This is a genomic window from Clostridium peptidivorans, assembly GCF_900205925.1.
GTDB classification, from domain to species: Bacteria; Bacillota; Clostridia; order Clostridiales; family Clostridiaceae; genus Clostridium_AK; species Clostridium_AK peptidivorans.
The window spans coordinates 34,325-59,137 of sequence record NZ_OAOD01000019.1 but is presented as its reverse complement, the minus strand read 5'-3'; the positions used below and the strand labels follow the sequence as shown (position 1 = coordinate 59,137).

Sequence of the window (24,813 nt, the reverse complement as noted above, 5' to 3'; positions counted from 1 at the left end):
CGAAGGGTTTCATCGCTCGACTTGCATGTGTTAGGCACGCCGCCAGCGTTCGTCCTGAGCCAGGATCAAACTCTCAATTTAAAAGTTTAATCTGTTTCGCTCATCGCGTTTCTTAACATAACTGTTAAGTAATTGACTGGTTTCTATTCTCTGTTCAATTTTCAAAGACCCTGTCGCTTCAAGCGACTTTTACATATTAACATTTTTATTTTTCTCTGTCAATAATTTTTTTAAGTTTTTATTGACTATCTTGTCATCTCTTGTGACGACATGTGTTATTCTATCATAGGATCAAATGTAATCCCTAACTGAATTTATTATTAAATGAAAATAGCTTATTAAATTTAGTTATTTTATCAACTTGCTATATTTTTCATATATAGATACACCAGAACAAGTGTACAGGCAATATTTTTATTCCTACTATTATAGCTTTAAAATTCTTGCTATATTTTCACTTATTCTCTCTATATTTTTAGCCCCATCTTTAAGTGCTTCCTCTAGAGATGCTATTCCTGGTAATATCCCTACAATAGGTGTAACCCCATATTCATATAAATTTTCTGTTCCTTCTCCTATTCTTCCTGCAAAAGGTATGGTGCGTATATTAAGCTTTTTAGCAACAGTAGATACTCCAAAAGGAGTTTTTCCAAGAACTATTTGATGATCCACTTCACCTTCTCCAGTAAATACATAATCCGCACCCTTCATTTTTTCTTCAAGGTCATTTTATCAAGTCGTTCTACCATTCCTGCTCCAACATAACTGGTTACACTTCCTCCAATTCCTATAAGAAGTCTTTTAGCTCCCTTATATAAAGCATATTTAATTAGTTCTCCTGTTCCATATGTAGTAGTATATAGAGGATTTCTCTCTTCTTTTTTTACTAAATGAATTCCACTTGCACTCGCCATTTCTATTACAGCAGTTTTTTTATCCCCTAATACCCCAAACATTGCATTAACTTTTTTGCTGTCATACTTTCTTTAAACGAATCTGGTGCTAAAACAAACTTCATGATTTATTCATCTCCCCATTATTCTTCACCGTACTTCTATTCTGTATATTTTCTCAAAGTCATTTTTACAAATAATTTCTTATAATTCGCTTAAATTATTCTTATAAATATATGTTTTTACATATTTCTATAATTTTTTATAATTTTTTTGTTGACTTATTTTAAATATCGTACTATAATAAATTTGTTCGATGAACAACCCTTTAACCTTATATTTATGCCGAAGTGGCGGAACTGGCAGACGCACAGGACTTAAAATCCTGCGGGCCTAACAGCCCGTACCGGTTCGATTCCGGTCTTCGGCACCAAAAGAGATTTGATGTTCAAATCTCTTTTTTTTATTCTATCCACATCTTTTCTATCTGATATTTTCTATCGGACCTAATTCCTCTAATTTATAAGTTATATCTTCATGAAATACTCCTGTGCATTTTCTATTAATAAAATAGCGCTTAAAGCTTTCCTTTTTATTTTTCTTAAAAGCTTCTCCATATTCCTCATCATAAAATAATGTATATTTAATATCACATATAACTAAACTATAATTACTTTATTTATACTTATAAAAGCTTGTGCATACATTTGTTTATATTATTTTAAATTTTTTAAATTTTCATTTAACATTTTATAAAGTTGTAGTATAATTAATGTAAATTGTAGGTTTATTTTTTATTTATAAACCATAAGGGAGGTTATAAGTATGAAAACAATAGTAATTTTCGAAAAAAGTTTAAATGAACCTCTACCAGCTAATTATAAATTGTATCTAGATTCATTTATATGCAATTGTATATTAGACGGAGATTGTAGATTATCTAATTTAGTATATAATTACACAAAAGATTATGATATTTCTAGAAGGCCTTTTAGTTTTTCCGATTTTTATGTAGATTGTGCAGATAATAATGATAAATTTTTCCCTTATGAAGTTGTCAGAATGGACTTTTCTTCTGAATATCCTGACATTATGGATGCATTTATAAGAGGTGTTAAAAGCAAAGTCTTTTATGCAAAAGAAATAGACCTTCCAGTAGTAACTACCTTAGATGCTATTTCAAGCAATCCTGAAGAAGTGTATCTTGCTACTTTATAATTGATATTTAAAGTTTAATTATTAATATGTTTATAAAAAGAAGCTTGTACATGCAAGCTTCTTTTTAATATAATCCTCATCTCAAATAAAAAAAGCCCACAAATTTGTGGACTTTTCTCTAATATTATTAACTATTATTACATTATTCCCATAGCTGAAAGTACTAAAAGTATTATTCCTATAAAAATTCTATACACTGCAAATATTCTCATAGGCTTTTTCTTTAAAAACTTTAAAAATCTTTCTACTACTACTAAAGCTACTATAAAGGAAACTATAAATCCTATTGTTAAAGCAATTACTTCTATACCGCTCATAGCCATGCCGCCCTTTATAAGACTTAAGCCTGAAGCTCCTACCATCATAGGTATTGCTAAGAAAAATGAAAATTCCGCTGCTGCTACAGTAGAAAGTCCCGCAATCCATCCCCCAATTATAGTGGAAGCTGATCTTGACATACCTGGCCAAAGTGCAAGACATTGAAATACTCCTACCATAAAGGCCTGTCTTACAGTTATTTGATCCACATCATTAACTTTCTTTCCCTTTCTATACTTATTTTCCATAACTATCATAAGTATACCGCCTACTACTAAGGCTATTGAAACTGGGAAAGTATAAAAAAGCTTTGCTTCTATCATATCATCAAATAAAAATCCTAATATAACTCCTGGAATAGCTGCAACTATTATATTTGTCCAAAATTTAAGTCCTTGTCTATCTGGTGCAAATATACTTTTTACACTATTCCAAAGCTTGTCCCAATATAAAACCACAATAGCTAAAATTGCACCTAACTGAATAACTACTGAAAATAAATTTGCAAATGCCCCTGTAAATCCAATTAACTTTCCTGTTAATATTAAATGTCCTGTAGAAGATACTGGAATAAATTCAGTAAGACCTTCTACAATTGCCATTATAATGGCTTGAATTATAAGTAACATATAATCACACTCACTCTCCAAATTTTAAGTTTCTCAATACACTCTTATATTAAGCACTTTATTATTATACTATCTTTCTAACAGGTATAAAAGACAAAAATACAGTGTTGTACATTCCCATCACTGTATTTTTACATTAATTCATTTCTAGCTCATTAAAAACCTTTATTTTTTATACTGGAGTATTATTTCCTTTACTGCCTTCTTACCATCCTCTGAAAGCCTTATATTAGTTTTTCCTTCTTTTATAGATATGGTTTTAAACATGCTTATTTTTTCCCAAGGCTTATTATCTACACTTATAAAATAATCTTTAATATTTCCACTATTTTTAAATGCTGCAACATTTATAGCAAGTTCCTCTTCCTTTTCTCCTTCAATACCATTTTTCTTTTGAATTATCAAGCTTGCTGACTTATCACTATTATCATTTTTATATTCAATTCTTGGAGATTTATTAAATAAGGTATCCTTTTTAACAAAAATAGTTGGCCTTATAAGTCCTCCCTCTATTCTCACTTCAGGCATATCTGAGCCTTTGCTATAACTTATAAAGGCATTACTCTTTGGTGTGCCATATATGTTATTATCAATTTCTATAGTATAGGAATATAAATATGGTTTAAATTTTTTAATGTACTTTTCCAAATCTTTTATTCCATTAGCCTTTATATTATCCATTCCTATATTTAATACTTCAATAGCACTTAAGGGCCTTCCTCCATATTCTATATATGAATTATTTACTACATCAAGCATTATCCACTTACTGTATTTATCACTCCAAACCTCACAAACCTTATAGTAGGAATCCTTTCCATCTTGCTGACTATTTTTTATTCTATACTCTCCACGTCTTGCATATATTCCTAATGATGAAGCTACTTGGCTATATACAATTGCAAAATCCTTATCAGAAAAAGTTGAATTTGCTCCTGTCGCTTCCTTTAATATACTTAGAGCATCTTCCTTTGTACTAATGCTTCCTTTATTATACTTCATCTTAGTATTTATCCACTTCATTAGATTTAATGACTTATCGAAATCATCTTTTCCATCCTTTACCACTTCATTTAGTTTGTACTTATCCTTTAGAAGCTGAAGATTAGATTCCTGAGGACTTTCGTAATAAAATTTTATATTAGAGCCTTCATAAAAATTATCCCATTTTTCTACAAATAATCCCTTTTGACTTTCTTCCTTTTTACCTTGATTATTTGAACTACAGGCCATAAGCGATATTGAAATTAATATTATAACAAATGCTAGGAATTTATTTTTTCTCAATAAAATCACCAACTTAATCTTTATTAAATAATAAATAATAATTTAGAATGAAATTTGTTCCTTAACCAACTCTCTACATTAAATTATTATTTGTTATTTATTACTTTTATCGTGTATTAGGCTTAGCACTTAATATATCATCACCATAATCATGCACCTTATCTAATAGCTATATGAATAAATCTCACAAAAATAGCCCCACTAAGTAGCTCATGTAACAGTATTTCTAACTGTGCTACCTAGTGGGGATTTCTTTAGAAATAAAACTTTAGTTTTTAATAAAACATTATAAGCTCCGGCACTTGAAGCTTTGAATTTCCTTTTGCACTTTTATATTGCTCAAGTAATTCTTTAGCTTTTTCGTAATTTTCCTTTATAGTTTTTCTAGTATATTCATCGGTATCATCTTTAATTCCATCATATGCTTCTTTTAGGTTATAAACTCCCCTTTGAATATTTGATGCTGTCATCACATAGTAACATCCTGCATTGTTTAATGTTAATATATCCTTATTATCTGCTTCAAAAGCAAGCCTTGTTTCTTCTATAGCAAGCTTATCACGTCCGTTTAAGAAATATATAGTTCCTAAAGTTCTGTGGTATTTTGGATTTTCATTATCTAATTTTATAGCCTGTCTAAGTACCTGTACTGCATCCCCATCTTGTTTATTTGCAACATATATAAGACATATATTATACTTTATTTCAGGATCATTAGGTCTTACTATTTCTGCAAGTTCAAAGTACTCTAATGCTTTCTTATTACTATCTGTGGTTTCCCAATAGTAATCTGCGATATTTAACATTATGTTGTAATTATAAGGTTCAAGAAGCATAGCTGTTCTAAAGTATGGCTCTCCCTCTACGCTCTTATTTTTTTGCTTTAATATTTCAGGCATTAAGAAAGCATAGTTATCTGGATAATTGGGGTTTAAATACATAGATTCTTTAGCATATTTTTCAGCCTTTTCTAAATCCTTTTTACCCAAGAAGTGCCAAGAAGCAATATGATATGCTCTATAATCATTTTTATAGTTTTTTAATATATCTTCTATTATTTTATCAGCTTCTTGAATTTTTCCGCTATTGCTATATATAGAAGACATTATAACCTGCTTTTCAAGTTTTCCTATGTCCTTGCCTTCAATTTCCTTCATCATATTTTCTGCATCCAAGGCAGTTTCCTTATTAGCTGAATATAATTTTGCCATCCACATCTTATATGCTGGTTCATTAGGATTTTCTTTAATAAGATTATCTATATCTTCAAGTAAGCTATTTCTATCATATAATGCAATTTGAGATAATACATCATAAACTTTAAATTCATCCTTATCCTTGTCCCAAGCTTTTTTAAGCTCTTCAAATCCCTTTTCTTTTTCCCCTAGGAGCATGAACATTCTGCCCTTTTCTGCTATATCATAAGCTGAATTTTCATCTATAGGATAGGTTTCCAAAAGTTTTTTAGCATTATCTATATTTTTATTTGCCATATAAACTGCAAACATTGTCTTATTTAACTGCTTGTCCTGTGAAAAGCTTTTAAGTCCATTTTCTCCATCTTCTAATGCTAGTTTATAATCATCGTTCATATATTCTGTAAATACTATTATATTTATAGTTTCTGCATCTAACTTCTCTGCACTCTTTGCCTCTTCTAAATACTTAGATGAATTTTGCTTATCTCCCTTTATGGAATATACTTGAGCAATTTTAGCTTTCCATAGTGGATTTTTATCCTTATTAAAATACTTTTCATATTCCTTTACAGCATTATCAAAATCAGCTGCATAAAAATATTGTTCTCCTTTATTATTTGCTATACTATGCGTTTTATTTTGTAAACTTTTATATGTAAACATTCCACCAAAGATGATCACTACACTTAGTATAATCCCTAAAAGTTTGTAGTTTTTCTTTATGAATTCTTTTAAAGAAGACCCGCTCTTGTTTTGTTGGGTATTATGTGCTTCATTAGTATTACTCATAAAATCTCCTCCTTCTAAATAAATTATATATGTACTAATGATAAAACATCTCACTGAAATTGAGCTAATAGATTTGTATGAAAATCACAAAATTCTACAAATCATGCACACCACATATGATTTTAACAGAATTAAGTTAATAAATCCACAGGATTTAATTGTATTTGGTTAATTTTCAGTATATATTAGAATATATACCATTTATTTCAAAGGGGGATGAATATGAAAAATTCTCGTAAAAAAGGAGCACTTATAGTATTTTTAGTACTTGGATTACTCATTATGACTGGAATCATTTCTTACATATTATATTACTCTGCTACTAATGAGAAAACTGCTGTTAAACCCGCTCAAACCACAAAACCACAAAATATTTCCACGGAAGAAAGTGATAAGTCTAAAGCTAAGGAACCTAAAAAGGATGCTAAAACAAATGTACTTTTAAGCTTTGCAGGGGATTCTACCATTGGACATGACACAAAGTTTGGATTTGCAAACAGTCTTCCCGCAGTACTACAAAAGAACGGTAATGACTATTCTTATTTCTTTAAAAACGTGCTTCCTATATTTAAAAACGATGATTTAAGTGTAGTTAATTTAGAAACTACCTTTACTAATTCTAATTCTAGAAAAGCTAAGCAATTTAATTTTAAGGCAGATCCTGAGTACGCAAGCTCCCTTACATTAGGTTCTGTAGAAGCTGTAAATATTTCAAATAATCACATATATGATTACAATAAAGAAGGTTTTGATGATACTGTAAACACATTAAAAACCAATAATGTTGGCTTCTTTGGAGAAGGATATAAATACACAAAAGATATAAATGGAGGAAAATTTGGATTCCTTGGATACACAGGATTTTATGCTGATGAAACTTTCTTAAAAAAACTTAAAAGTGATATAAAATCCTTCAAGGATGAGGGTCGCATTGTAATAATAAATTTTCATTGGGGTGTTGAAAATACGTATTATCCAGTAGAAAGTCAAACATTTATTGCTCATACTGCAATTGATAATGGCGCAGATTTAATAATAGGTCATCATCCTCATGTTATTCAAGGTATAGAACAATATAAAGGGAAAATAATAGCCTACAGTCTTGGTAATTTCTGCTTCGGAGGTAATTTCAATCCAAAGGATAAAGATACATTTATACTACAAGTAAAATATAATTTGGTAAATGGCACTCCTGAATCCTATGAAGTAAAGGCTATCCCTTGCAGCATTTCTTCTGTAAACTATATAAATGATTACTGCCCTACTCCAGCTGAAGGTAATGAAAAAACAAGAATACTTAATAAATTAAATAACATATCTCAAAATTTTGGATTTAAAATATCCGATGAGTTTAAAACTATAAAATAACTTCTAAATACTAGTGATATAAAATGGATAAAACTTTGCATTAGAAAGTTTTATCCATTTCTTATTTCAAGGTACTAGTTTCTAATCGCTAACCTCCAAATACTGCAATCAGTGAAATTCAGTAACCTGAATTTCTTCCTTTAGTAAGCTTAAATGATATTTTTAATATTGAATATATAGTATGTGATTCAATATTACCCTAAAATATCACACCTCATGTTTAAAAATATCGCCAAAAGATATAATTTGTATTATAATTAGTAATTGTAAGTAAATAATATTCTTCTAAAGAATAAACAATTCTACAGCAAAGGATGTGTTTAAAATTAACATAAAAACTGGTTTAAGTATAATAATCTCCAAAATAGTACTTAAATTATCAAAAACCCTTTTAAAAGGGGGAACTAATTTCCCAGGAAAAGTTGCATTAAAAGTCGATAATAATATATTGAAAACCGTAGCAAAGGGTTATAAAGTAATAATTGTTACCGGTACTAATGGGAAAACCACCACTACAAATATGATATATTCTATGTTAAAAGATAGCGGTAAAAAGGTTATTTCTAATAGCACTGGAGCTAATATGCTTCCTGGAATAGTTGCTTCCTTTATAGAACACTATAAATTTGGTCATATAGATGGAGAAAAATATGCTGTAATTGAAACAGATGAAGCTAATGTAAAATTAGTTACTGAATATATTACTCCTGAAATAATAACAATTACAAACTTATTTAGAGATCAATTAGATAGATACGGTGAAGTTTATACTACATTGAAAAAAATAGTAGAAGGACTAGAAAAGGCACCATTGTCTAAGCTTATATTAAATGGAGATGAATCCTTACTTGGAGATTTGGAAATTCCAAATGCAGCAGTTTACTATGGATTTAACACTTCAATAGATGATAATAAAACTATAGATATAAATGCAGATGCAAAGTTTTGCAAAAAGTGTAAACATCCTTATGAATACAACTTTTTAACTTACAATCACTTAGGTGATTTTTATTGTGAAAACTGTGGATATAAAAGGCCTCACCTTACATATTTTGTAGATAAAATTTATGAGCAAACTCCTGAAGGTTCCTATGTAAGTATAAATGGAACGGATATTTTTATAAATCAATCTGGTACATATAATATATACAACGCTCTTTGTGCTTATTCTATTGCAAGAGAGCTTGGAGTTGAAAAGAAGGTTATTGTAAATTCCTTAAAAAGTCAAAAAAGCAGCTTTGGAAGACAGGAATCTTTAAATATAGATGGAAAAGAAGTTAAAATAGTTCTTGTTAAAAACCCTGCAGGCTGCGACCAAGCTATAAACACCATATTCCTTGATAAGAGAGAAATAAGCCTTGTAGCTCTTTTAAATGATAACTATGCCGATGGACGTGATGTATCTTGGATATGGGATGTAGGCTTTGAAAAGTTATCCTCTCTTAATATAAAGGATGTATTAGTTGGAGGGGCCAGACTTTATGACATGGCAGTAAGACTTAAAGTAGCTGGGCTTAAAGAGGATGGCTTTCAAGCTCATGAAAACCTCGACTCACTTTTAGAAGGTATTAAAAATACTAGTACAAATACAGTATACGTACTTGCTACTTACACTGCTATGCTTGAGTTTAGAAAGTATCTTTTCAATAAAAAATATATAGAAAAACTTTGGTAAGTTAAATAAAAAAGAAGGTGAAAAAATGGAACTTAACATATGTCATCTCTACCCTGACCTATTAAATGTCTATGGCGATATTGGAAATATACTCATACTTAAATATCGTGCAGAAAAAAGAGGTATTGAAGTTAATATAGATAATATTTCTCTTAAAGATGAATTTGATGCCTCTAAATATGACATAGTATTCTTTGGGGGCGGGCAAGATTACGAGCAATCCATAGTTGCAGAAGATCTAAAAAATAATAAAAAAGAAGCTCTAACAGAATATGTAGAATCAGGCAAGGTATTACTTGCTATATGCGGTGGTTATCAGCTTCTTGGTAAGTACTATACAACTCCTGATGGAGAAAAACTTAATGGCCTGGGAATATTAGATTTATACACAGAAGGTGGAGACACTAGATTCATAGGAAACACCATAATATTAAATGAGGAATTAAATCAAACCTATGTAGGCTTTGAAAATCACTCTGGAAGAACTTATATAGGAGAGTTAAAACCTTTAGGAAAAATAATTAAAGGTTATGGAAATAATGGTGAAGATGGTTATGAAGGATGTGTATATAAAAATACCTACTGCACATATTTTCACGGTTCTCTATTATCTAAAAATCCTGAACTCGCTGATCTTCTTATAAATAAGGCTCTTGATAACAAATACGATAACTTGAAATATGTTTGCTTAGACGCAATAGATGATACTCTAGAACTAAAAGCAAAAGATAAAGTAATTAAAAAGCTTTATGAAAAATAAGGAATTTCGCCAAAACGAAATTCCTTTTTAATTATTCAATATTAAATACTAATTCTGTTCATATCCATTTACATGTCCTTTATGCCAATTCCATGCAGTTTCTATTATAGTTTCTAAAGAATCAAATTTTGGTTTCCAGTTAAGCTCCTTTTTTGCCTTTTCTGAAGATGCCACAAGCACAGCTGGGTCACCTGCTCTTCTAGGCGCTACTTCAGCTTTAATTTCCTTTCCTGTAACTTTTCTCGCAACTTCAACTACCTCTTTTACTGAAAATCCCTTACCATTTCCTAAATTATATACTGCACTTTGTCCACCATTCATTAATCTCTCTAAGGCTAAAAGATGAGCTGAAGCTAAGTCATAAACATGTATATAATCTCTTATACATGTACCATCTTCTGTTTTATAATCATCTCCAAAAATCATTATTTTATCTCTTTGTCCTAAAGCCACTTGAAGTATTATTGGTATTAAGTGTGTTTCAGGATTATGGTGCTCTCCTATTTTCCCACTTACATGTGCTCCCGCTGCATTAAAATATCTTAACGCAGTATATTTTATACCATAGGCATTATCACACCATTTTAATATTTTTTCCACAGCAAGCTTTGATTCTCCATAAGGATTAGTAGGAACAGTTTTATCACTTTCAAGTATTGGAATATTTTCAGGTTCTCCATAGGTTGCCGCAGTAGAAGAAAATACTATATTTTTCACTCCATAATCCTTCATTGCCCCAAGAAGACTTAATGTTCCTCCCACATTATTTTGAAAATATTTAATAGGTTCCGATACACTTTCACCAACTAGTGAGTCTGCTGCAAAATCAATTACAGCTTCTATATTATTTTCTGTAAAAACCTTATCTAAAACCGCTCTATCTCTTAAATCTCCCTTATAAAACTTCTCACAAAGCACTGCTTCTTTATGTCCCTTTTGCAAATTATCAAGAACTACTACATCCTTTCCTTTTTCCAAAAGATATGCTACCATATGACTTCCTATATATCCTGCTCCCCCACATACCAGTATTGACATTTAAAACTCCTCCTAAATTTTAATCTTGCTTTAAAAGTTTTTGTAACTTTTCTTTTAACTCTTCATCCATCGTTAAATTATAGCACACCATGTAATAACTTATTGCATCGTTTATTTTTCCTGATTTCTCAAATTCACTTGCCATTCCATATGAGATTTCCATCCATGTATCGTCTGGTTTAAATAAGATATCCTGTTTTTTAAATACTTCAGGTGTTATATTAATATAATTTTCTACATCAATATTTATATTTGCTGTTTCACTTATGTAATCAAGTTCTCCATTTGCTATTTCTGTTTCATTCCAAAAGTTACTGTATAAATAGCAGCATATAGCTTCTTTCCATAAACTTTTTTCTGTAAAATACCCTCCAAGCATTCTATAGCAGCGTGCTAGTTCTTCTGGAATATAACAAAACTTTAGGCTATCTCTAATAATTTTAAAGACCTTTTCTCCATTATTTAACATAGCATATATAGAAGCCTTTTGAAATGTAAATGCCATATTAAGAGGATTGCATCTTATGCCTTTTTCTATATACTTTAATGCTTTTTCAATTTCACCTTTTTTAATTAATATATAAACATATTTTTCAAGTATTGAAGCTAGAGGAAGTACTGGCTTTTTTATTATTTTATCATTTTCAAACTTATACTTATAATAAATTTCCTCTAATGGATTTCTAAATTCCATATATAAATTTATCTTGTCTCCCTTGCATATATCAAGCATAGGTAAATAATCTAATATAATACTTTCAGCTTTTTCAATATTATTTTCATTTATATATTTTTGTACTAAGTTTAATTCTTCCATTATTTTATTTGTATCTCCTTCATAAGCATTATCAAAATCTTCTTCTTCCTCATTATATAAAATTCTTCCAATCATTCTATTTATCTCATCTATTATTTCATCACCATATTCGTGATCTACATAATTACATTTTAAAGATTCAAGAATTTCTATGTCTTTTTCTTTATTATCAGTTAACTTGCTACTAATAAACTTCATTTCATTATTATATTTTTCAATAGACATGTATTTATCTCCTTTTATTTTTATCTAATATATACTAACATAGATCTCTATATTTCTAAATTCTACATAACTGATTTAATTCCTTCCCTTTTATGTAATTTACATAATTTTCTGCATTAAATTCATTACAATTTAATTTTATGATATAATTTATATGTGAATTTTTAAAGGATATGGAACGTAAATTATATTCAGTATATGAGGTGATACAATGTTAATTTCAAAAATAGGCCTTAGAAATATTAAAACCTCCTTATCTGTAGTATTATGTATATTATTATTTCAAGGTATACATAGGCCTTATCCTTTTTATGCTTGCATTGCTGCAGTAATATGTACTCAAAGTACTGTAGATCAATCCTTCAAATCTGGCATAGATAGATTAATAGGGACTGCAATAGGTGGATTTTTAGGAATGTTTTTCTGCTTCCTTCAAGAAACATTTCCATTTTTTGTACTTCATGCACTTTTTACGGGTATTGGAATAATGCTTACTATATTTATTTGTAATACCATAGGCCGCAAGGGTGCTTGTTCTATAGGATGTATTGTTATTTCAGCTATAATGACAAATTTAAAAGATGTACACTATACCGTTTATGCATTAAATAGAATGCTTGATACATTTATCGGTATAATAATTGCATTACTTATAAACAAATACTTTTTCGCAAGATATAGCAAGGAACAGGAGAAACTTAATGATATCCGAAAATAAATTTTTAGAACTTATTAAGTCATTAAATATAAATTTAACCGCTTCTCAAATGAATGCTGTAATTACTATAAATGGTCCTTTAGCCTTTATTGCAGTTCCTGGAGCTGGAAAGACTTTAACTGCTATTACAAGAATTGCAAATATGGTACTTTGTCACGATGTTTTTCCTGAAAATATACTAGCAATAACATTTAGCAAAGCTTCTGCTCAAGATATGAGTAAAAAATTTCATGATAAATTCGGTGATTTAATTACAGATAAAGTACATTTCTCAACAATTCACTCCTTTGCCTATTCTGTAGTTATGTATTACAGTAAATTAGTTAATAAAAATTTTATATTAATTGAGGGAAATTCTAATATAAACAAAGGAATGATATTAACAGATCTTTATAGGAAGTATAATCATGAATATTTAAGCGAGGATAAGCTCGAAGAATTATCTGGTTATATAAGTTATATAAAAAATTCCATGATCCGCTATAATGATTTATTAAAGGAAGCTGAAGATGTTTTCCCCATACCTCACTTTCTTGATGTATATAAAAATTATCATGACATTATGGTAGCAAATAATTATCTTGATTTTGACGATATGCTTACTTATTGTCTAGTAATACTTGAAAAAAACACTGAACTTTTAAATAGATATAGAAGTAAATATAAATATATACTTGTAGATGAAGCTCAAGACACTAGTAAAGTACAATATGAAATTATAAAACTTCTTTCAGCTCCTTTAAACAACTTATGTCTGTTAGGTGATGATGATCAAGTGCTTTACTCCTGGAGGGCAGCTTTTCCTGAAGTACTTTTAAACTTTAAGAAAAATTATCCCAGTGGTAATATTGTATTTGCAGAGCAAAACTTTAGATCCACTAAGTGCATTGTATCTGCAGCTAATGAATTTATTAAACAAAATAAAAATAGATATAGAAAAAATATGATTACTGAAAATGCTGAAGGCTCTAACATAAAGCTAATAACTCTAAATTCTATAGATGAGCAATCTCAATATATTATAAATTACTTAAAAAAAGAAAAAGATTATAAAAATACTGCTGTGCTTTTTAGAAATAATATATCCGCACTTCCCTTGGTGGATTTATTTAGCGAAAATAATATTCCTTTTTATATTAAAGATGTAGTACCTCGCTTTTTTAATCACTGGATAACAAAGGACTTGCTTAGATTCTTAGAATTTGCTGAAAGGCCCTTTGACTATGGTTTATTCAAAGATATATATTACAAAATGGGAACTTATTTAACTAAGCAAGATATTCAAAAGCTTTATTATGATATAGATAATAAGACAAATATATTTAAAATATTAAATATGAAATATCCTGATAAAGGATTTATAGATTTTCATATAAAATTTGACATTTTAAAGAATAAAAAACCCTTTGATGCTCTTTCGTATATAGAAAATGAATTAGGATATAAAGATTATTTAAATAAATATGCTAAAGAATTTAAATATTCAATGGATAATATAAATACAATACTTGCAACTCTTAAAACTATATCTAGCAATACTGGAAGCATAAGTGAATTCAAGGAAAAGCTAAATAATTTAGAATTAACTATGAGTAAAGCAAAATATGTAACCGAAGGTGTTACTCTTGCTACCTTTCATAGCAGCAAAGGTTGTGAATGGGATACGGTATTTGTAATAGATATGATAAAAAATATATTTCCAACTATAACAAGTATAAAAAAGGCAGTGGAGGACGATGATTTTACTGAACTTGAAGAAGAAAGACGTCTTTGCTACGTTGCAGTAACCCGTGGTAAAAAACAGGTATATTTAATTCATCCTAAAGGCTCTAGCTCAGTATTTTTTGATTTCTTTCAAAAGTATAATAATAAAAAATTAGATGAGTCTCGAAAAAAAGCTCAAGAAATTGAAAAGATAAAACAAGATAAGGAATTTGAACTTGAACTGAACTCCTTACATATTGGTAAAAAAATTACTCATAAACAATTTGGAGCAGGAAAAATTATAGCTCTAAAGCCTCCAAATATGGAAATAAAGTTTTCAGATAACCTTATAAAAAACTTGTCCATTGAGATTTGTTTAAAAAACAGATTAATTAAACAAGAAACATAATCATTTTTAATGTTGAATTATAAGTATGGAATTTGAATTGTAGAAAGCATTGAACAAGCCTAAAAGCTCTTTATTTCTGACTTTAAAACACCGTTAAGAGCCTTCTACTGTCTGAGCGACAGCGAGTTTAGAAGGCTTAGGTGTTTTAAAAAGCAGAAATATTAGAACTCTTTTTGCGAAGTGAACCGCTTGACTGCATGATTTATAGAAATCTTTGATTTCGTTATAAATCAGCACATCTCAGTTTGCTGAGATGTTTCATTAACTCAATTACGACTGATTCAACATTTAAAATATTACTCTACGCTCTTGCCACAACTAAGTTTTCTCCTTCAACATCCACTTTTACAGTGGTTCCTTCGTAAATTTCTCCTCTTATAATCTTTTTAGCAATGGCAGTTTCTAGGGTATTTTCAATATAACGTTTTAAAGGTCTTGCACCATAAATGGGGTCATATCCTTCCTCCGCCATAAGTTCTTTTGCTTTTTCAGTTATTTCTAATCCTATATTTCTGTCACTTAATCTATGTCTTATATCATCTAAGAATATATCAATTATTTTTGTTATTTGATTATTAGATAATGGTTTAAACATTATAATATCATCTAATCTATTTAAGAACTCTGGCTTAAATCTTAATTTAAGTTCACTTAAAACTTTATTTCTTACACTTTCATCTATTCCTTCCTCAGAAGTATTATCTAAAAGATGACTACTTCCAATGTTTGAAGTCATAATTATTATTGAGTTCTTAAAGTCTACTGTTTTACCCTTGTTATCTGTAAGTCTTCCATCATCCAATATTTGAAGAAATATATTAAATACGTCATCATGAGCTTTTTCAATTTCATCAAATAATATTACACTATAAGGCTTTCTTCTTACAGCTTCGGTTAACTGTCCTCCCTCATCGTAACCTACATATCCTGGAGGCGCTCCTATAAGACGAGATACTGTATACTTTTCCATGTATTCAGACATGTCTATTCTAATTATATTTTCTTCACTGTCAAACAATGTTCTTGCTAAGGTTTTTGCAAGTTCTGTTTTACCAACCCCAGTTGGTCCCAAAAATATAAAAGAACCTATAGGACGTCTTGGATCTTTCATTCCAGCCCTTGCTCTAATTACCGCATTGGATACTGAAGTTACTGCTTCTTCCTGACCAATAACTCTATTATGAAGATCATCTTCAAGTCTTAAAAGCTTTTCCTTTTCTCCTTCAAGCATTCGGGATACAGGTATTCCAGTCCACTTAGAAATTATTTCAGAAACTTCCTGTTCTGTAACTTCTTCCTTAAGCATATTTCCAGATTGATTTTCATTGATTAAACTTTCTTTTTCTTCAATTTGTTTCTCTATAACTGGAATAATACCATATTTAAGTTCTGCTACCTTATTTAAATCATACTCCCTTTCAGCTTTTTCAAGCTTTCCACGAGCATCATCTAGCTGCTCCTTAAGATTTCTAACTGATACTATTTGTCCTTTTTCTTTTTCATATTTTGCAGTCATTTCCTTATCTTTATCTTTTAAGTTACTAAGCTCTCTTTCCAAAGCTTGAAGTCTTTCCTTTGAGTAAACATCTTCTTCTTTAGATAATGCTTCCTTTTCTATTTCCATTTGAAATATCTTTCTTTTTATTATATCAAGTTCTGTTGGAAGGCTATCTATTTCTGACCTAATCATAGCTGCTGCTTCATCTATTAAATCAATTGCTTTATCTGGAAGATATCTATCTTGAACATATCTTGAAGAAAGTTTTGCTGCAGCTACAATTGCTGAGTCATGTATTCTTACTGCATGATGTATTTCAAATTTCTCTTTTAATCCTCTAAGTATTGATATACTATCTTCTACTGTTGGTTCATCTACAATTACAGGCTGAAATCTTCTCTCAAGTGCCTTGTCCTTTTCAATATATTTTCTATATTCATCAAAGGTTGTAGCACCTATGCAGTGAAGCTCACCTCTTGCAAGAAGTGGTTTTATAAGATTTCCTGCATCCATAGCACCTTCAGTTTTACCTGCTCCTACTATGGTATGAATTTCATCTATAAATAATATTATTTTCCCTTCACTTCTTTGAACCTCTTTAAGTACTGCTTTAAGTCTTTCTTCAAATTCTCCTCTGTACTTTGCACCAGCAATAAGTGCTCCCATATCAAGTGAAAATATAATTTTATTTTTAAGACCTTCAGGCACATCTCCTCTTATTATTCTTTCAGCCAAACCTTCAACTATAGCTGTTTTACCAACTCCTGGCTCTCCAATTAATACAGGATTATTTTTAGTTCTTCTTGAAAGTATTCTTATAACTCTTCTTATTTCTTCATCTCTTCCTATAACTGGATCAAGCTTATGAGCTTTAGCATCATTAGTTAGATTTCTCCCATACTTAACTAATGCTTCATAGGTTCCTTCTGGATCTTGAGTATCCACCCTTTGACTTCCTCTAATTTCAGATAAAACATTTAAGAAGTTCTCTTTAGTTATTCCAAATTTATTTAATATATTCCCTACTTTACCTTTGCTATCTATATCCATTATAGAAAGCATAACATGTTCAACGCTTATATAAGAATCCTTAAACTTTTTAGAAATATCCTCTGCTTTTATAAAAATTTCTTCAAATCTACGAGTTGGATAAACAGCTCCGCTGCTTGCTCCTTCTCCTAAAACCTTAGGCATACCATTAAGCTCTTTATTTGTTTCATCATTAAGCATTCTTATGTTTATTCCCATTTTTCCAAAGATGTTTGGAATTAAACCATCATCTTGAGAAATTAAAGATGAAAATAAATGTATAATATCAATTTGCTGATGATTATGCCTCACTGCAATAAACTGTGCATCATTTATAGATTGCTGAACCTTTAAAGTTAATTTTTCAATATCCATGTTATCACTCCTCATTACTAATCTCTAATTACTAATCCATATTAAGTCCAATAAACTCCTGTAAAAATTCTTTCTAAACTATACAATTTATTTTTTACATATTAATATGAAAAATTCATTCTTATAATTTTCTTTGATTTATAGTAATATACTATACTATAGGTCAAAGAAAGTCAAAGTCTAATAAATTATATAATTATTTGATTTACGTAAATATATAAAGGAATGATTTGATAAATATATTTTTTAGGGTAATTTGACCATTCTTAACAGATAAGCCTTAATCTATAATGTATGAATACTTTTTTATTAATATATAGAATTAATAACTGATATTGAGTATAATTTAAATACGAAATACTTAGTAATTATAATATATTGCAAAATAAAAATTACTTATATAATATTAATAAGACCTATTGACTATCACCTTAGGTGTTAGCTTATGATTGTTTTGAGGTGATAATTATGTTGATTAAAGAAGTATGTGTAGCAGCAAAACTGACTAAAAAAGCAGTAGAATATTATACAGAGCAAGGGTTAATTTTTCCCGATATTTTAGAGAACGGCTATAGAGATTTCAGTGTAGATGATCTTGAGATGCTGAAAAAAATAGCAATTTTACGCAAGTTGGGACTTGGAACAGATGATATTAGGATTGCACTTTCTGATGAAGACGGGCATACTCTAAAAAAACTATCAGTCCAAAAAGAACTAACTATTCAGCGAGAGAAAGTGAAACAAAACTTGCTTGACCAAATAAGTTTAGGAAACAGTTGGGATGAAATAAGTACAGATTTAGAATCCATTGAACAGAGCGAAACAATAACAGAAAAACTTTTAGACGCATTTCCTGGCTATTATGGTCACTTTATAAGTTTACATTTTTCTCGCTTTCTAAATGAGCCAATAAAAACTGATGAGCAACAGGCTGCTTATGATGAAATAGTAGACTTCGTTGATAATGCTCCAACGCTAAAATTCCCGAATGACTTGAAAGACTTTCTTATTGAATGCACAAAAAATATCAGCGCACAAACCATTACTGAAATGAATGAAAAAGCCAAGCAGTCTATTGAAAATCCCGAAGCTTTTTTATCTGATAATAAAGAAATGTTGGAGTGGTATCTTGAGTATAAGCAGTCTGATGAGTATAAAAACTCTCCTGCATATAGAATGCAAGCAATACTTAAAGAATTTAACAGTATGAGTGGTTATTATGATATTTTTATTCCAGCGATGAAAAAATTAAGTATATCATACTCGGAATATTACAAGCAGCTTGAAATCGCAAATGAAAAGCTATTGTTGAAATATCCGGAAATTCAAAATTTGAACAACTAAAGTTAATGACTATAACCTTTATAATAATTGATGCAATTAAATCAATACATAGAAATAAGGGTAATTAACTATATTTAAATTGGTATTTTTCAACTTAAGTATATAAGTATGGGATTTACATTATAGAAAGCATTGAATAAACATTAAAAGGTCTTTATTTCTGATTTTAAAACACTGTAAGAACCTTCTATTGTCTAAATAAAGCGAGTTTAGAAGGTTTAAGTGTTTTAAAATTAGAAATATTAGACCTTTTTGTGAAACTTATATTTTCTTTTCTAAATTTATAGCTAAATTAAAATATTTTAGTGCATCCGATGTGCTTTTAAGTTTATAATACATTTCTCCCATTTCAAGATATCTTTTATATATATCTTTTTTATTCCCAAATCTCATAAGCGCGTCTAAAGAAAAATTCATATACATTTCCATAGAGGTATATTCCTTCTTTCTTCCTAAGATCACTGCTTTATAATGATATGCTTTTTCTATAAACCTTACATTATCTAGGGCTATAGAATAATTTATAGTTTCATCTATAATCTTTTCTGCTTTTTCTAAAACATTATTATCCACAAGCTCGCTTATACACATAAGCATAAAGCTTACAAGCTGTACTCTATCATCCTTAGGATATTCCTTTAAAGCTCTGGTTATGTACTTTATGCCCTCATCTTTTTTGTTGATTTTAATTAAAATAATACCATAATCATTTAAAGCATTACATTTTGCTCTTTGATTTTCTCCATAAAATGAAAGAGCTTTCTTTTCATATTTTGAAAACTTTTCTCCTTGAAGCCTCAATTCTAAAAGTGCTAAAATATGATAAACTTCTGCTTTTCTATAATCATCTTCAAAAAAATTTATTAAAGCTGGTAATTCCTTAGCCACTTCATAGGCCTTTGCATAATCTTCTATTCTAATAAAGCAATCACATTCATTAAATAAGGCCTTACCAAGTAACACCTGATTATTTGATTCTTCTGCCGCTTTCCTAATTGTATTATAATATCCTGCGGCTTCCCCATATTCCTCAGATTTATATAAATATTTAGCTAAATCCATATAATATGTTAAATAATTTTTATCATCTCTAGTCTTTAAACACATATCATAATATCTTGGTAAAATCAGCTGAAGTTTCTTTAGCTTATTCTTTTCTAAATTAAATGTAAATAACACATTCATTATATCAAATGCAATATCAAAATATTTATATTCCTCTGCATAAGATAAATTATATTCTAAGCTCTTTTCATATTCCTCAGGTTTCATATTGTTTTTAAAAAGATCATTAATATTTTTTCTTATTTGACTTCTCACATCATTTTTCAAATATTCCGTGTCTAACTCAAGTTTTTCTGCTAAATATTCAAGTATCCAGTCCTCCGGAACAATTTTATCATTCTCAATACAACTCATTTTAGATACTGATATTTTATCTCCACAAATGTATTTAAGTGTATATCCTTTATATATTCTTGCTCTTCTTATTTTTTCACCTGTAGACAGTATTTCCATAACCCTTCACCTATTCCTTAAGACTGTTTTAATATACCTAGCTCTTTAAATATTTCAACTCCACTACTTAAATATTGTGCAGCTTCCGATTCCCTACCACTATCTATATAAAACTTTCCTAACATAATAGCAATTTCTGCTGTTTCTTTTTTATAATCCATATTTTTAACAAAATTTAACGCTGTCAAAATAGTACTTTCAGCTTCTCTAATATCTCCCTGAAGCATATCTACTCTATATTTTAAAATATAGTACTCTATAAGTGATTTATGATCACCATCTTCTATACTCTCCATTATTTCTTCAAGAGCTTTTTTAGAATTTATTATATCTTTTAACTTAATGTAATTTTCACAAATACTTATTAGCGTTTCTGTAAGTCTACTATCTTGAATAGTCTTTCTAAGCTCCTTAGCCCTATTTAAGTGTATGAAAGATTCTTCAATATTTTCAAATTCACAGAAAAGCTTTCCAAGGTTATTTTCAATTTCTGCTACATATATATCATCATTTATTTCATTAAATAACGCCAAGGTTTTTTTAGAATACTTTATGGCATTATTTATATCTCCATTTTTATTGTACTCTTCCGCTATCATAAGTAAAGTATTGGCATATTCCTTCTTATTATTCAATTGTCTAAACTTTTCCTTTGCCAGAAACGAATAGTCCATGGCCTTGTCTACACTTTCAAGCTTAAAATTTGTATATGCCATATAATAATATATTTCTGCAAGTAAAAAGTCATTTCCTATACTGTTATCATTGTATATCTTTTCAGCCTGTTGAAAATAACTACAAGAAGAATAATAAGATTTAAGTTCTACAGTTATTTTGCCTAAATTTAAAAAAGTCTTTACTATTTCTTCGTACTTATTTTCTTTTATAAATATACCATTTGCAGAAAGAAAGCATTGCTGAGCTAATCCCATATCTTTCTTTATCATGTATATTATTCCTCTTAAATATAGATTTTTAGCTTTTCTATATTCTAATTCATATTTATCAGCATAATAAAGAGCCTTTTCTACATAACCTTCAGCACATATTAAATTTTCACTTAATATATGGGATTCTGCTATATTTTCAAAATATGTACATATTTTTTCAGCTTGTGTTTCTTCTGATTCCATGAAGTATTCTACAGAAGTTTTTAAAGCTTCCGCTAAATATTCTAAAAGATCCATACTAGGATTTGACTTTCCCGACTCTACAAGACTTATTTGTCCAGGTGTAATTCTAGCTCCTGCCAAATCCTTAAGAGTCATATCTAATTCTTTTCTTCTTCTTTTTATTTTTTCACCAAGAGACATTATTTCCATAGTCACTCTTCCTTTTCCCGATAATTCCAATAATACATATAATATAACTGATAATTTTACAAATTCTCTATATATTATAACATATTTCTTATCTAAAAATTTAAATTTTGTTAAATATTATTAAATTTTAGAAGACATTATAAAAAATGGAGCGACCTTTATGGCCACTCCATTTTTTATCGCATATATTTCATCATACCGTCATATGCATCCATTGCTGAATGTCTCATTGTTCTTTGTGCTCTTTTAAGTCTTTTCCTTGTTACTCTATCCATTTCTGGAACCATCATCATAGTAACTGCCGCTCCTAAAAGCATTCCTGTAATAACTTTACCCTTCATATTTATCCACCTCTTTTAAAAAGTAGTACATAAGTATGTTGTGTAATTTTAAGCTTTTTTATCCTTTTATAAATACAGGTATATTATTACAATAAGTTATAGTTTAATCTATTTACCCAATTTATTTATTTTTTAGTATTAATTTACTCTAAATTTAGCTTTGCAAGTGCCTCTGCTAAAGCTGAGTTAATTGGTTCATCTGATTCTTTTTTTAATTTTTTCATATAATTATTTACTTCTCTTTTATCCGCTTTGCCATCTTTATCAAATCTCTTTTTAAATTGACTTGCTTTTTCTCTAAAGTTACAATTAGCACCTGTGCATACATATATTTGGCCTTCTCCTTCACCACGAAGTTCAAGCTTTTTCTTGCACTCTGGGCATCTTGCATTAGTAACCCTTGCAACGCCCTTTCTATATCCACATTCTCTATCCTGGCAAACAAGCATTTTACCCTTTTTAGTATTAACCTCAAGCATTGGTTTTCCACACTGTGGACACTTATTTCCTGTAACATTATCGTGCCTAAATTTTTCTTCGCTATTTTTTATTTCACCTACAACCTTTTGTGCATAACTTCTCATCTCATTTATAAATGTATTTTTATTTAATTTTCCTTTTGATATATAATTAAGCTTTTGTTCCCACTGTCCAGTAAGTTCAGGTGATTTTAACTCTTCTGGAACTAAATTTAAAAGCTGTCTTCCCTTTGAAGTTATAAATATATCTTTACCTCTTTTTTCAATTAAAAATGTATTAAATAACTTTTCAATAATATCAGCTCTTGTAGCTACAGTTCCAAGTCCTCCAGTTTCTCCAAGAGTTTTAGCTAATTCCTTATCATTAGTATTCATATACTTTACTGGATTTTCCATAGCAGACAATAGAGTTCCTTCGTTAAATGGTGCTGGAGGCTTAGTTTCCCCTTGATTTTGAGATACTTTAATTACTTTTAAAACATCTCCCTTATTCAAATTAGGTAATATTTGTTCTGATGAATCATCATCATCATTTCCTGAAAAATTATTTTCATAAACCTCTTTCCATCCCTGTAAAATAACTATTTTACCCTTTGCAGTAAAAATCTCTTCTCCAATTTTAGCTTTTATTGAAGTTTCTTCATACTCAAAAGGAGGATAAAGTACACTTAAGAATCTCTTTACTACTAAATCATATATTTTTCTTTCACTATCATTTAATGAAGATAATGTAGCTCTTTCTTCTGTAGGTATTATTGCATGGTGATCTGAAACCTTGCTATCATCTACAAAAGACTTATTTGCTTTTATTGGACTTTTAACTATATTTAGAGCTGCCTTTGAATAAGGTCCCACTCCACATGCCTTAACTCTGTCCTTTAAAGTATCCACTATATCTGCTGATATATATCTGGAATCCGTTCTAGGATAAGTAAGTACTTTATAATTTTCATAAAGTCTTTGCATAATAGATAATGTTTCCTTTGCTGAGTATCCAAATATTCTATTTGCATCTCTTTGGAGTTCAGTTAAATCATAAAGTCCTGGTGCAAAGCTCTTTTTTAATCGCTTATTTACTTCTATAATTTCTGCATCTTTTCCTTTTATAGATAACAGCACTTTATCGGAAAAATCCTTATTAAAGGTCTTTGTGTCATGAGTTTTATTATCTTGCCAAGTAAGCTTTAGCGTACCCGCTTGTGCATTTATAGTGTAATAAGTTTTAGGCTTAAAGTTTCTAATTTCCTCTTCCCTTTTCCCAATCATAGCCAAGGTTGGAGTTTGAACTCTTCCACAAGAAAGCTGAGCATTATATTTACAAGTAAGTGCACGAGTGGCATTAATTCCTACAACCCAATCTGCTTCTGAACGTGCTTCTGCTGCAGCATATAGGCTTTCGTATTCTCTGCCATCTCTTAATTTATTAAAGCCTTCCTTTATTGCCTTATCCGTAACTGAAGAAATCCATAATCTTTTTATAGGCTTTTTTACATGAGCTTTTTCAATTATCCATCTAGCAACCAATTCTCCTTCACGGCCTGCATCTGTAGCTATGACAATTTCACTCACATCTTTTCTATTTAGCTGTTCTTTAACAATATTAAACTGCTTACCTGTTTGCTTTATAACCACAAGCTTTAAGTACTTAGGAAGCATTGGTAAATCTTCAATCTTCCATGACTTATATTTATCATCATAAGCTTCAGGATCAGCTAAGGTAACTAAATGACCTAACGCCCAAGTAACTATATATTTTGCTCCTTCTATATATCCATTTCCTTTTTTATTACAATTTAAAACTCTTGCTAAATCTCTTCCTACAGAAGGCTTTTCAGCTAAGACCACTATCTTATTCATATA

Annotated in this window: 17 protein-coding genes, 1 tRNA gene, 1 rRNA gene and 1 pseudogene; 8 read left to right on the top strand and 12 right to left on the bottom strand. The window is 29.5% G+C overall.

Going from position 1 to position 24,813, the window contains the following annotated elements; translation table 11 throughout:
- A 16S ribosomal RNA gene (locus CRN98_RS13905) occupies positions 1 to 81 on the bottom strand; the annotation flags it as partial.
- Between the two features lie 345 nt (positions 82 to 426).
- Positions 427 to 968, bottom strand: a pseudogene (locus tag CRN98_RS13900) (glycerate kinase); the annotation flags it as partial.
- Between the two features lie 269 nt (positions 969 to 1,237).
- On the opposite strand from CRN98_RS13900, the gene CRN98_RS13895 reads away from it, so the two are divergent.
- Positions 1,238 to 1,326 (top strand) — tRNA-Leu (locus CRN98_RS13895).
- A 392-nt stretch (positions 1,327 to 1,718) separates the two neighbouring features.
- Positions 1,719 to 2,111, top strand: coding sequence for a hypothetical protein (locus tag CRN98_RS13890; RefSeq protein WP_097028031.1), 393 nt, complete (start codon positions 1,719 to 1,721; stop codon positions 2,109 to 2,111).
- A 137-nt stretch (positions 2,112 to 2,248) separates the two neighbouring features.
- On the opposite strand, the gene CRN98_RS13885 is transcribed toward CRN98_RS13890, so the two are convergent.
- The 3 genes from CRN98_RS13885 to CRN98_RS13875 form a co-directional block, all read right to left on the bottom strand.
- Positions 2,249 to 3,058 (bottom strand): undecaprenyl-diphosphate phosphatase, encoded by an 810-nt coding sequence (locus CRN98_RS13885; RefSeq protein WP_097028030.1) that lies wholly within the window; start codon positions 3,056 to 3,058, stop codon positions 2,249 to 2,251.
- A 165-nt stretch (positions 3,059 to 3,223) separates the two neighbouring features.
- Positions 3,224 to 4,345 carry a transglutaminase domain-containing protein gene (locus tag CRN98_RS13880; protein ID WP_242960988.1) on the bottom strand — a complete coding sequence of 374 codons (1,122 nt, stop codon included), beginning with the start codon at positions 4,343 to 4,345 and terminating at the stop codon, positions 3,224 to 3,226.
- A gap of 275 nt (positions 4,346 to 4,620) precedes the next feature.
- Positions 4,621 to 6,333 carry a tetratricopeptide repeat protein gene (locus CRN98_RS13875; protein ID WP_097028028.1) on the bottom strand — a complete coding sequence of 571 codons (1,713 nt, stop codon included), beginning with the start codon at positions 6,331 to 6,333 and terminating at the stop codon, positions 4,621 to 4,623.
- 222 nt (positions 6,334 to 6,555) lie between these two features.
- Here CRN98_RS13875 and CRN98_RS13870 point away from each other — a divergent pair, with 222 nt between their 5' ends.
- The 3 genes from CRN98_RS13870 to CRN98_RS13860 all read left to right on the top strand — a co-directional run bounded on the left by CRN98_RS13870 (position 6,556) and on the right by CRN98_RS13860 (position 10,136).
- Positions 6,556 to 7,701, top strand: a complete 1,146-nt coding sequence (locus CRN98_RS13870; RefSeq protein ID WP_179632159.1) for a CapA family protein — start codon at positions 6,556 to 6,558, stop codon at positions 7,699 to 7,701.
- 316 nt (positions 7,702 to 8,017) lie between these two features.
- A complete protein-coding gene (locus CRN98_RS13865) occupies positions 8,018 to 9,376 on the top strand; it encodes a Mur ligase family protein (protein WP_097028026.1) in 1,359 nt (452 codons plus the stop codon).
- Positions 9,377 to 9,401: 25 nt separating this feature from the next.
- Positions 9,402 to 10,136, top strand: a complete 735-nt coding sequence (locus tag CRN98_RS13860) for a type 1 glutamine amidotransferase (protein ID WP_097028025.1) — start codon at positions 9,402 to 9,404, stop codon at positions 10,134 to 10,136.
- A gap of 48 nt (positions 10,137 to 10,184) precedes the next feature.
- Here CRN98_RS13860 and galE read toward each other — a convergent pair whose 3' ends face one another.
- Both galE and CRN98_RS13850 read right to left on the bottom strand, forming a co-directional pair.
- Complete coding sequence (gene galE / locus CRN98_RS13855; protein ID WP_097028024.1) at positions 10,185 to 11,174, bottom strand: UDP-glucose 4-epimerase GalE; 990 nt, start codon at positions 11,172 to 11,174, stop codon at positions 10,185 to 10,187.
- A gap of 19 nt (positions 11,175 to 11,193) precedes the next feature.
- The gene (locus CRN98_RS13850; RefSeq protein ID WP_097028023.1) at positions 11,194 to 12,216 is read right to left on the bottom strand and encodes a tetratricopeptide repeat protein; all 1,023 of its coding nucleotides are present in this window, start codon (positions 12,214 to 12,216) and stop codon (positions 11,194 to 11,196) included.
- 211 nt (positions 12,217 to 12,427) lie between these two features.
- Between CRN98_RS13850 and CRN98_RS13845 the strand changes: the two genes are divergently transcribed.
- Positions 12,428 to 12,934, top strand: coding sequence for an FUSC family protein (locus tag CRN98_RS13845; protein WP_097028022.1), 507 nt, complete (start codon positions 12,428 to 12,430; stop codon positions 12,932 to 12,934).
- Entirely contained in the window at positions 12,918 to 15,047 is a 2,130-nt protein-coding gene (locus tag CRN98_RS13840; RefSeq protein ID WP_097028021.1) for an ATP-dependent helicase, read from the top strand. The genes CRN98_RS13845 and CRN98_RS13840 overlap by 17 nt, the downstream gene beginning before the upstream one ends.
- A gap of 301 nt (positions 15,048 to 15,348) precedes the next feature.
- On the opposite strand, the gene clpB is transcribed toward CRN98_RS13840, so the two are convergent.
- Positions 15,349 to 17,949, bottom strand: a complete 2,601-nt coding sequence (gene clpB / locus CRN98_RS13835; protein ID WP_097028020.1) for an ATP-dependent chaperone ClpB — start codon at positions 17,947 to 17,949, stop codon at positions 15,349 to 15,351.
- Positions 17,950 to 18,417: 468 nt separating this feature from the next.
- On the opposite strand from clpB, the gene CRN98_RS13830 reads away from it, so the two are divergent.
- Complete coding sequence (locus CRN98_RS13830; protein WP_097028019.1) at positions 18,418 to 19,293, top strand: MerR family transcriptional regulator; 876 nt, start codon at positions 18,418 to 18,420, stop codon at positions 19,291 to 19,293.
- A 261-nt stretch (positions 19,294 to 19,554) separates the two neighbouring features.
- Here CRN98_RS13830 and CRN98_RS13825 read toward each other — a convergent pair whose 3' ends face one another.
- The 4 genes from CRN98_RS13825 to CRN98_RS13810 all read right to left on the bottom strand — a co-directional run bounded on the left by CRN98_RS13825 (position 19,555) and on the right by CRN98_RS13810 (position 24,810).
- On the bottom strand, positions 19,555 to 20,811 hold the full coding sequence (locus CRN98_RS13825) for a helix-turn-helix domain-containing protein (RefSeq protein WP_097028018.1): 1,257 nt from the start codon (positions 20,809 to 20,811) through the stop codon (positions 19,555 to 19,557).
- Positions 20,812 to 20,828: 17 nt separating this feature from the next.
- Positions 20,829 to 22,133: a helix-turn-helix domain-containing protein gene (locus CRN98_RS13820; RefSeq protein WP_097028017.1), complete on the bottom strand. Its 1,305-nt coding sequence runs from the start codon at positions 22,131 to 22,133 to the stop codon at positions 20,829 to 20,831.
- Between the two features lie 176 nt (positions 22,134 to 22,309).
- The gene (locus tag CRN98_RS13815) at positions 22,310 to 22,474 is read right to left on the bottom strand and encodes a YtxH domain-containing protein (RefSeq protein WP_097028016.1); all 165 of its coding nucleotides are present in this window, start codon (positions 22,472 to 22,474) and stop codon (positions 22,310 to 22,312) included.
- Positions 22,475 to 22,617: 143 nt separating this feature from the next.
- Complete coding sequence (locus tag CRN98_RS13810) at positions 22,618 to 24,810, bottom strand: DNA topoisomerase III (protein WP_097028015.1); 2,193 nt, start codon at positions 24,808 to 24,810, stop codon at positions 22,618 to 22,620.
- Positions 24,811 to 24,813 lie beyond the last annotated feature (3 nt).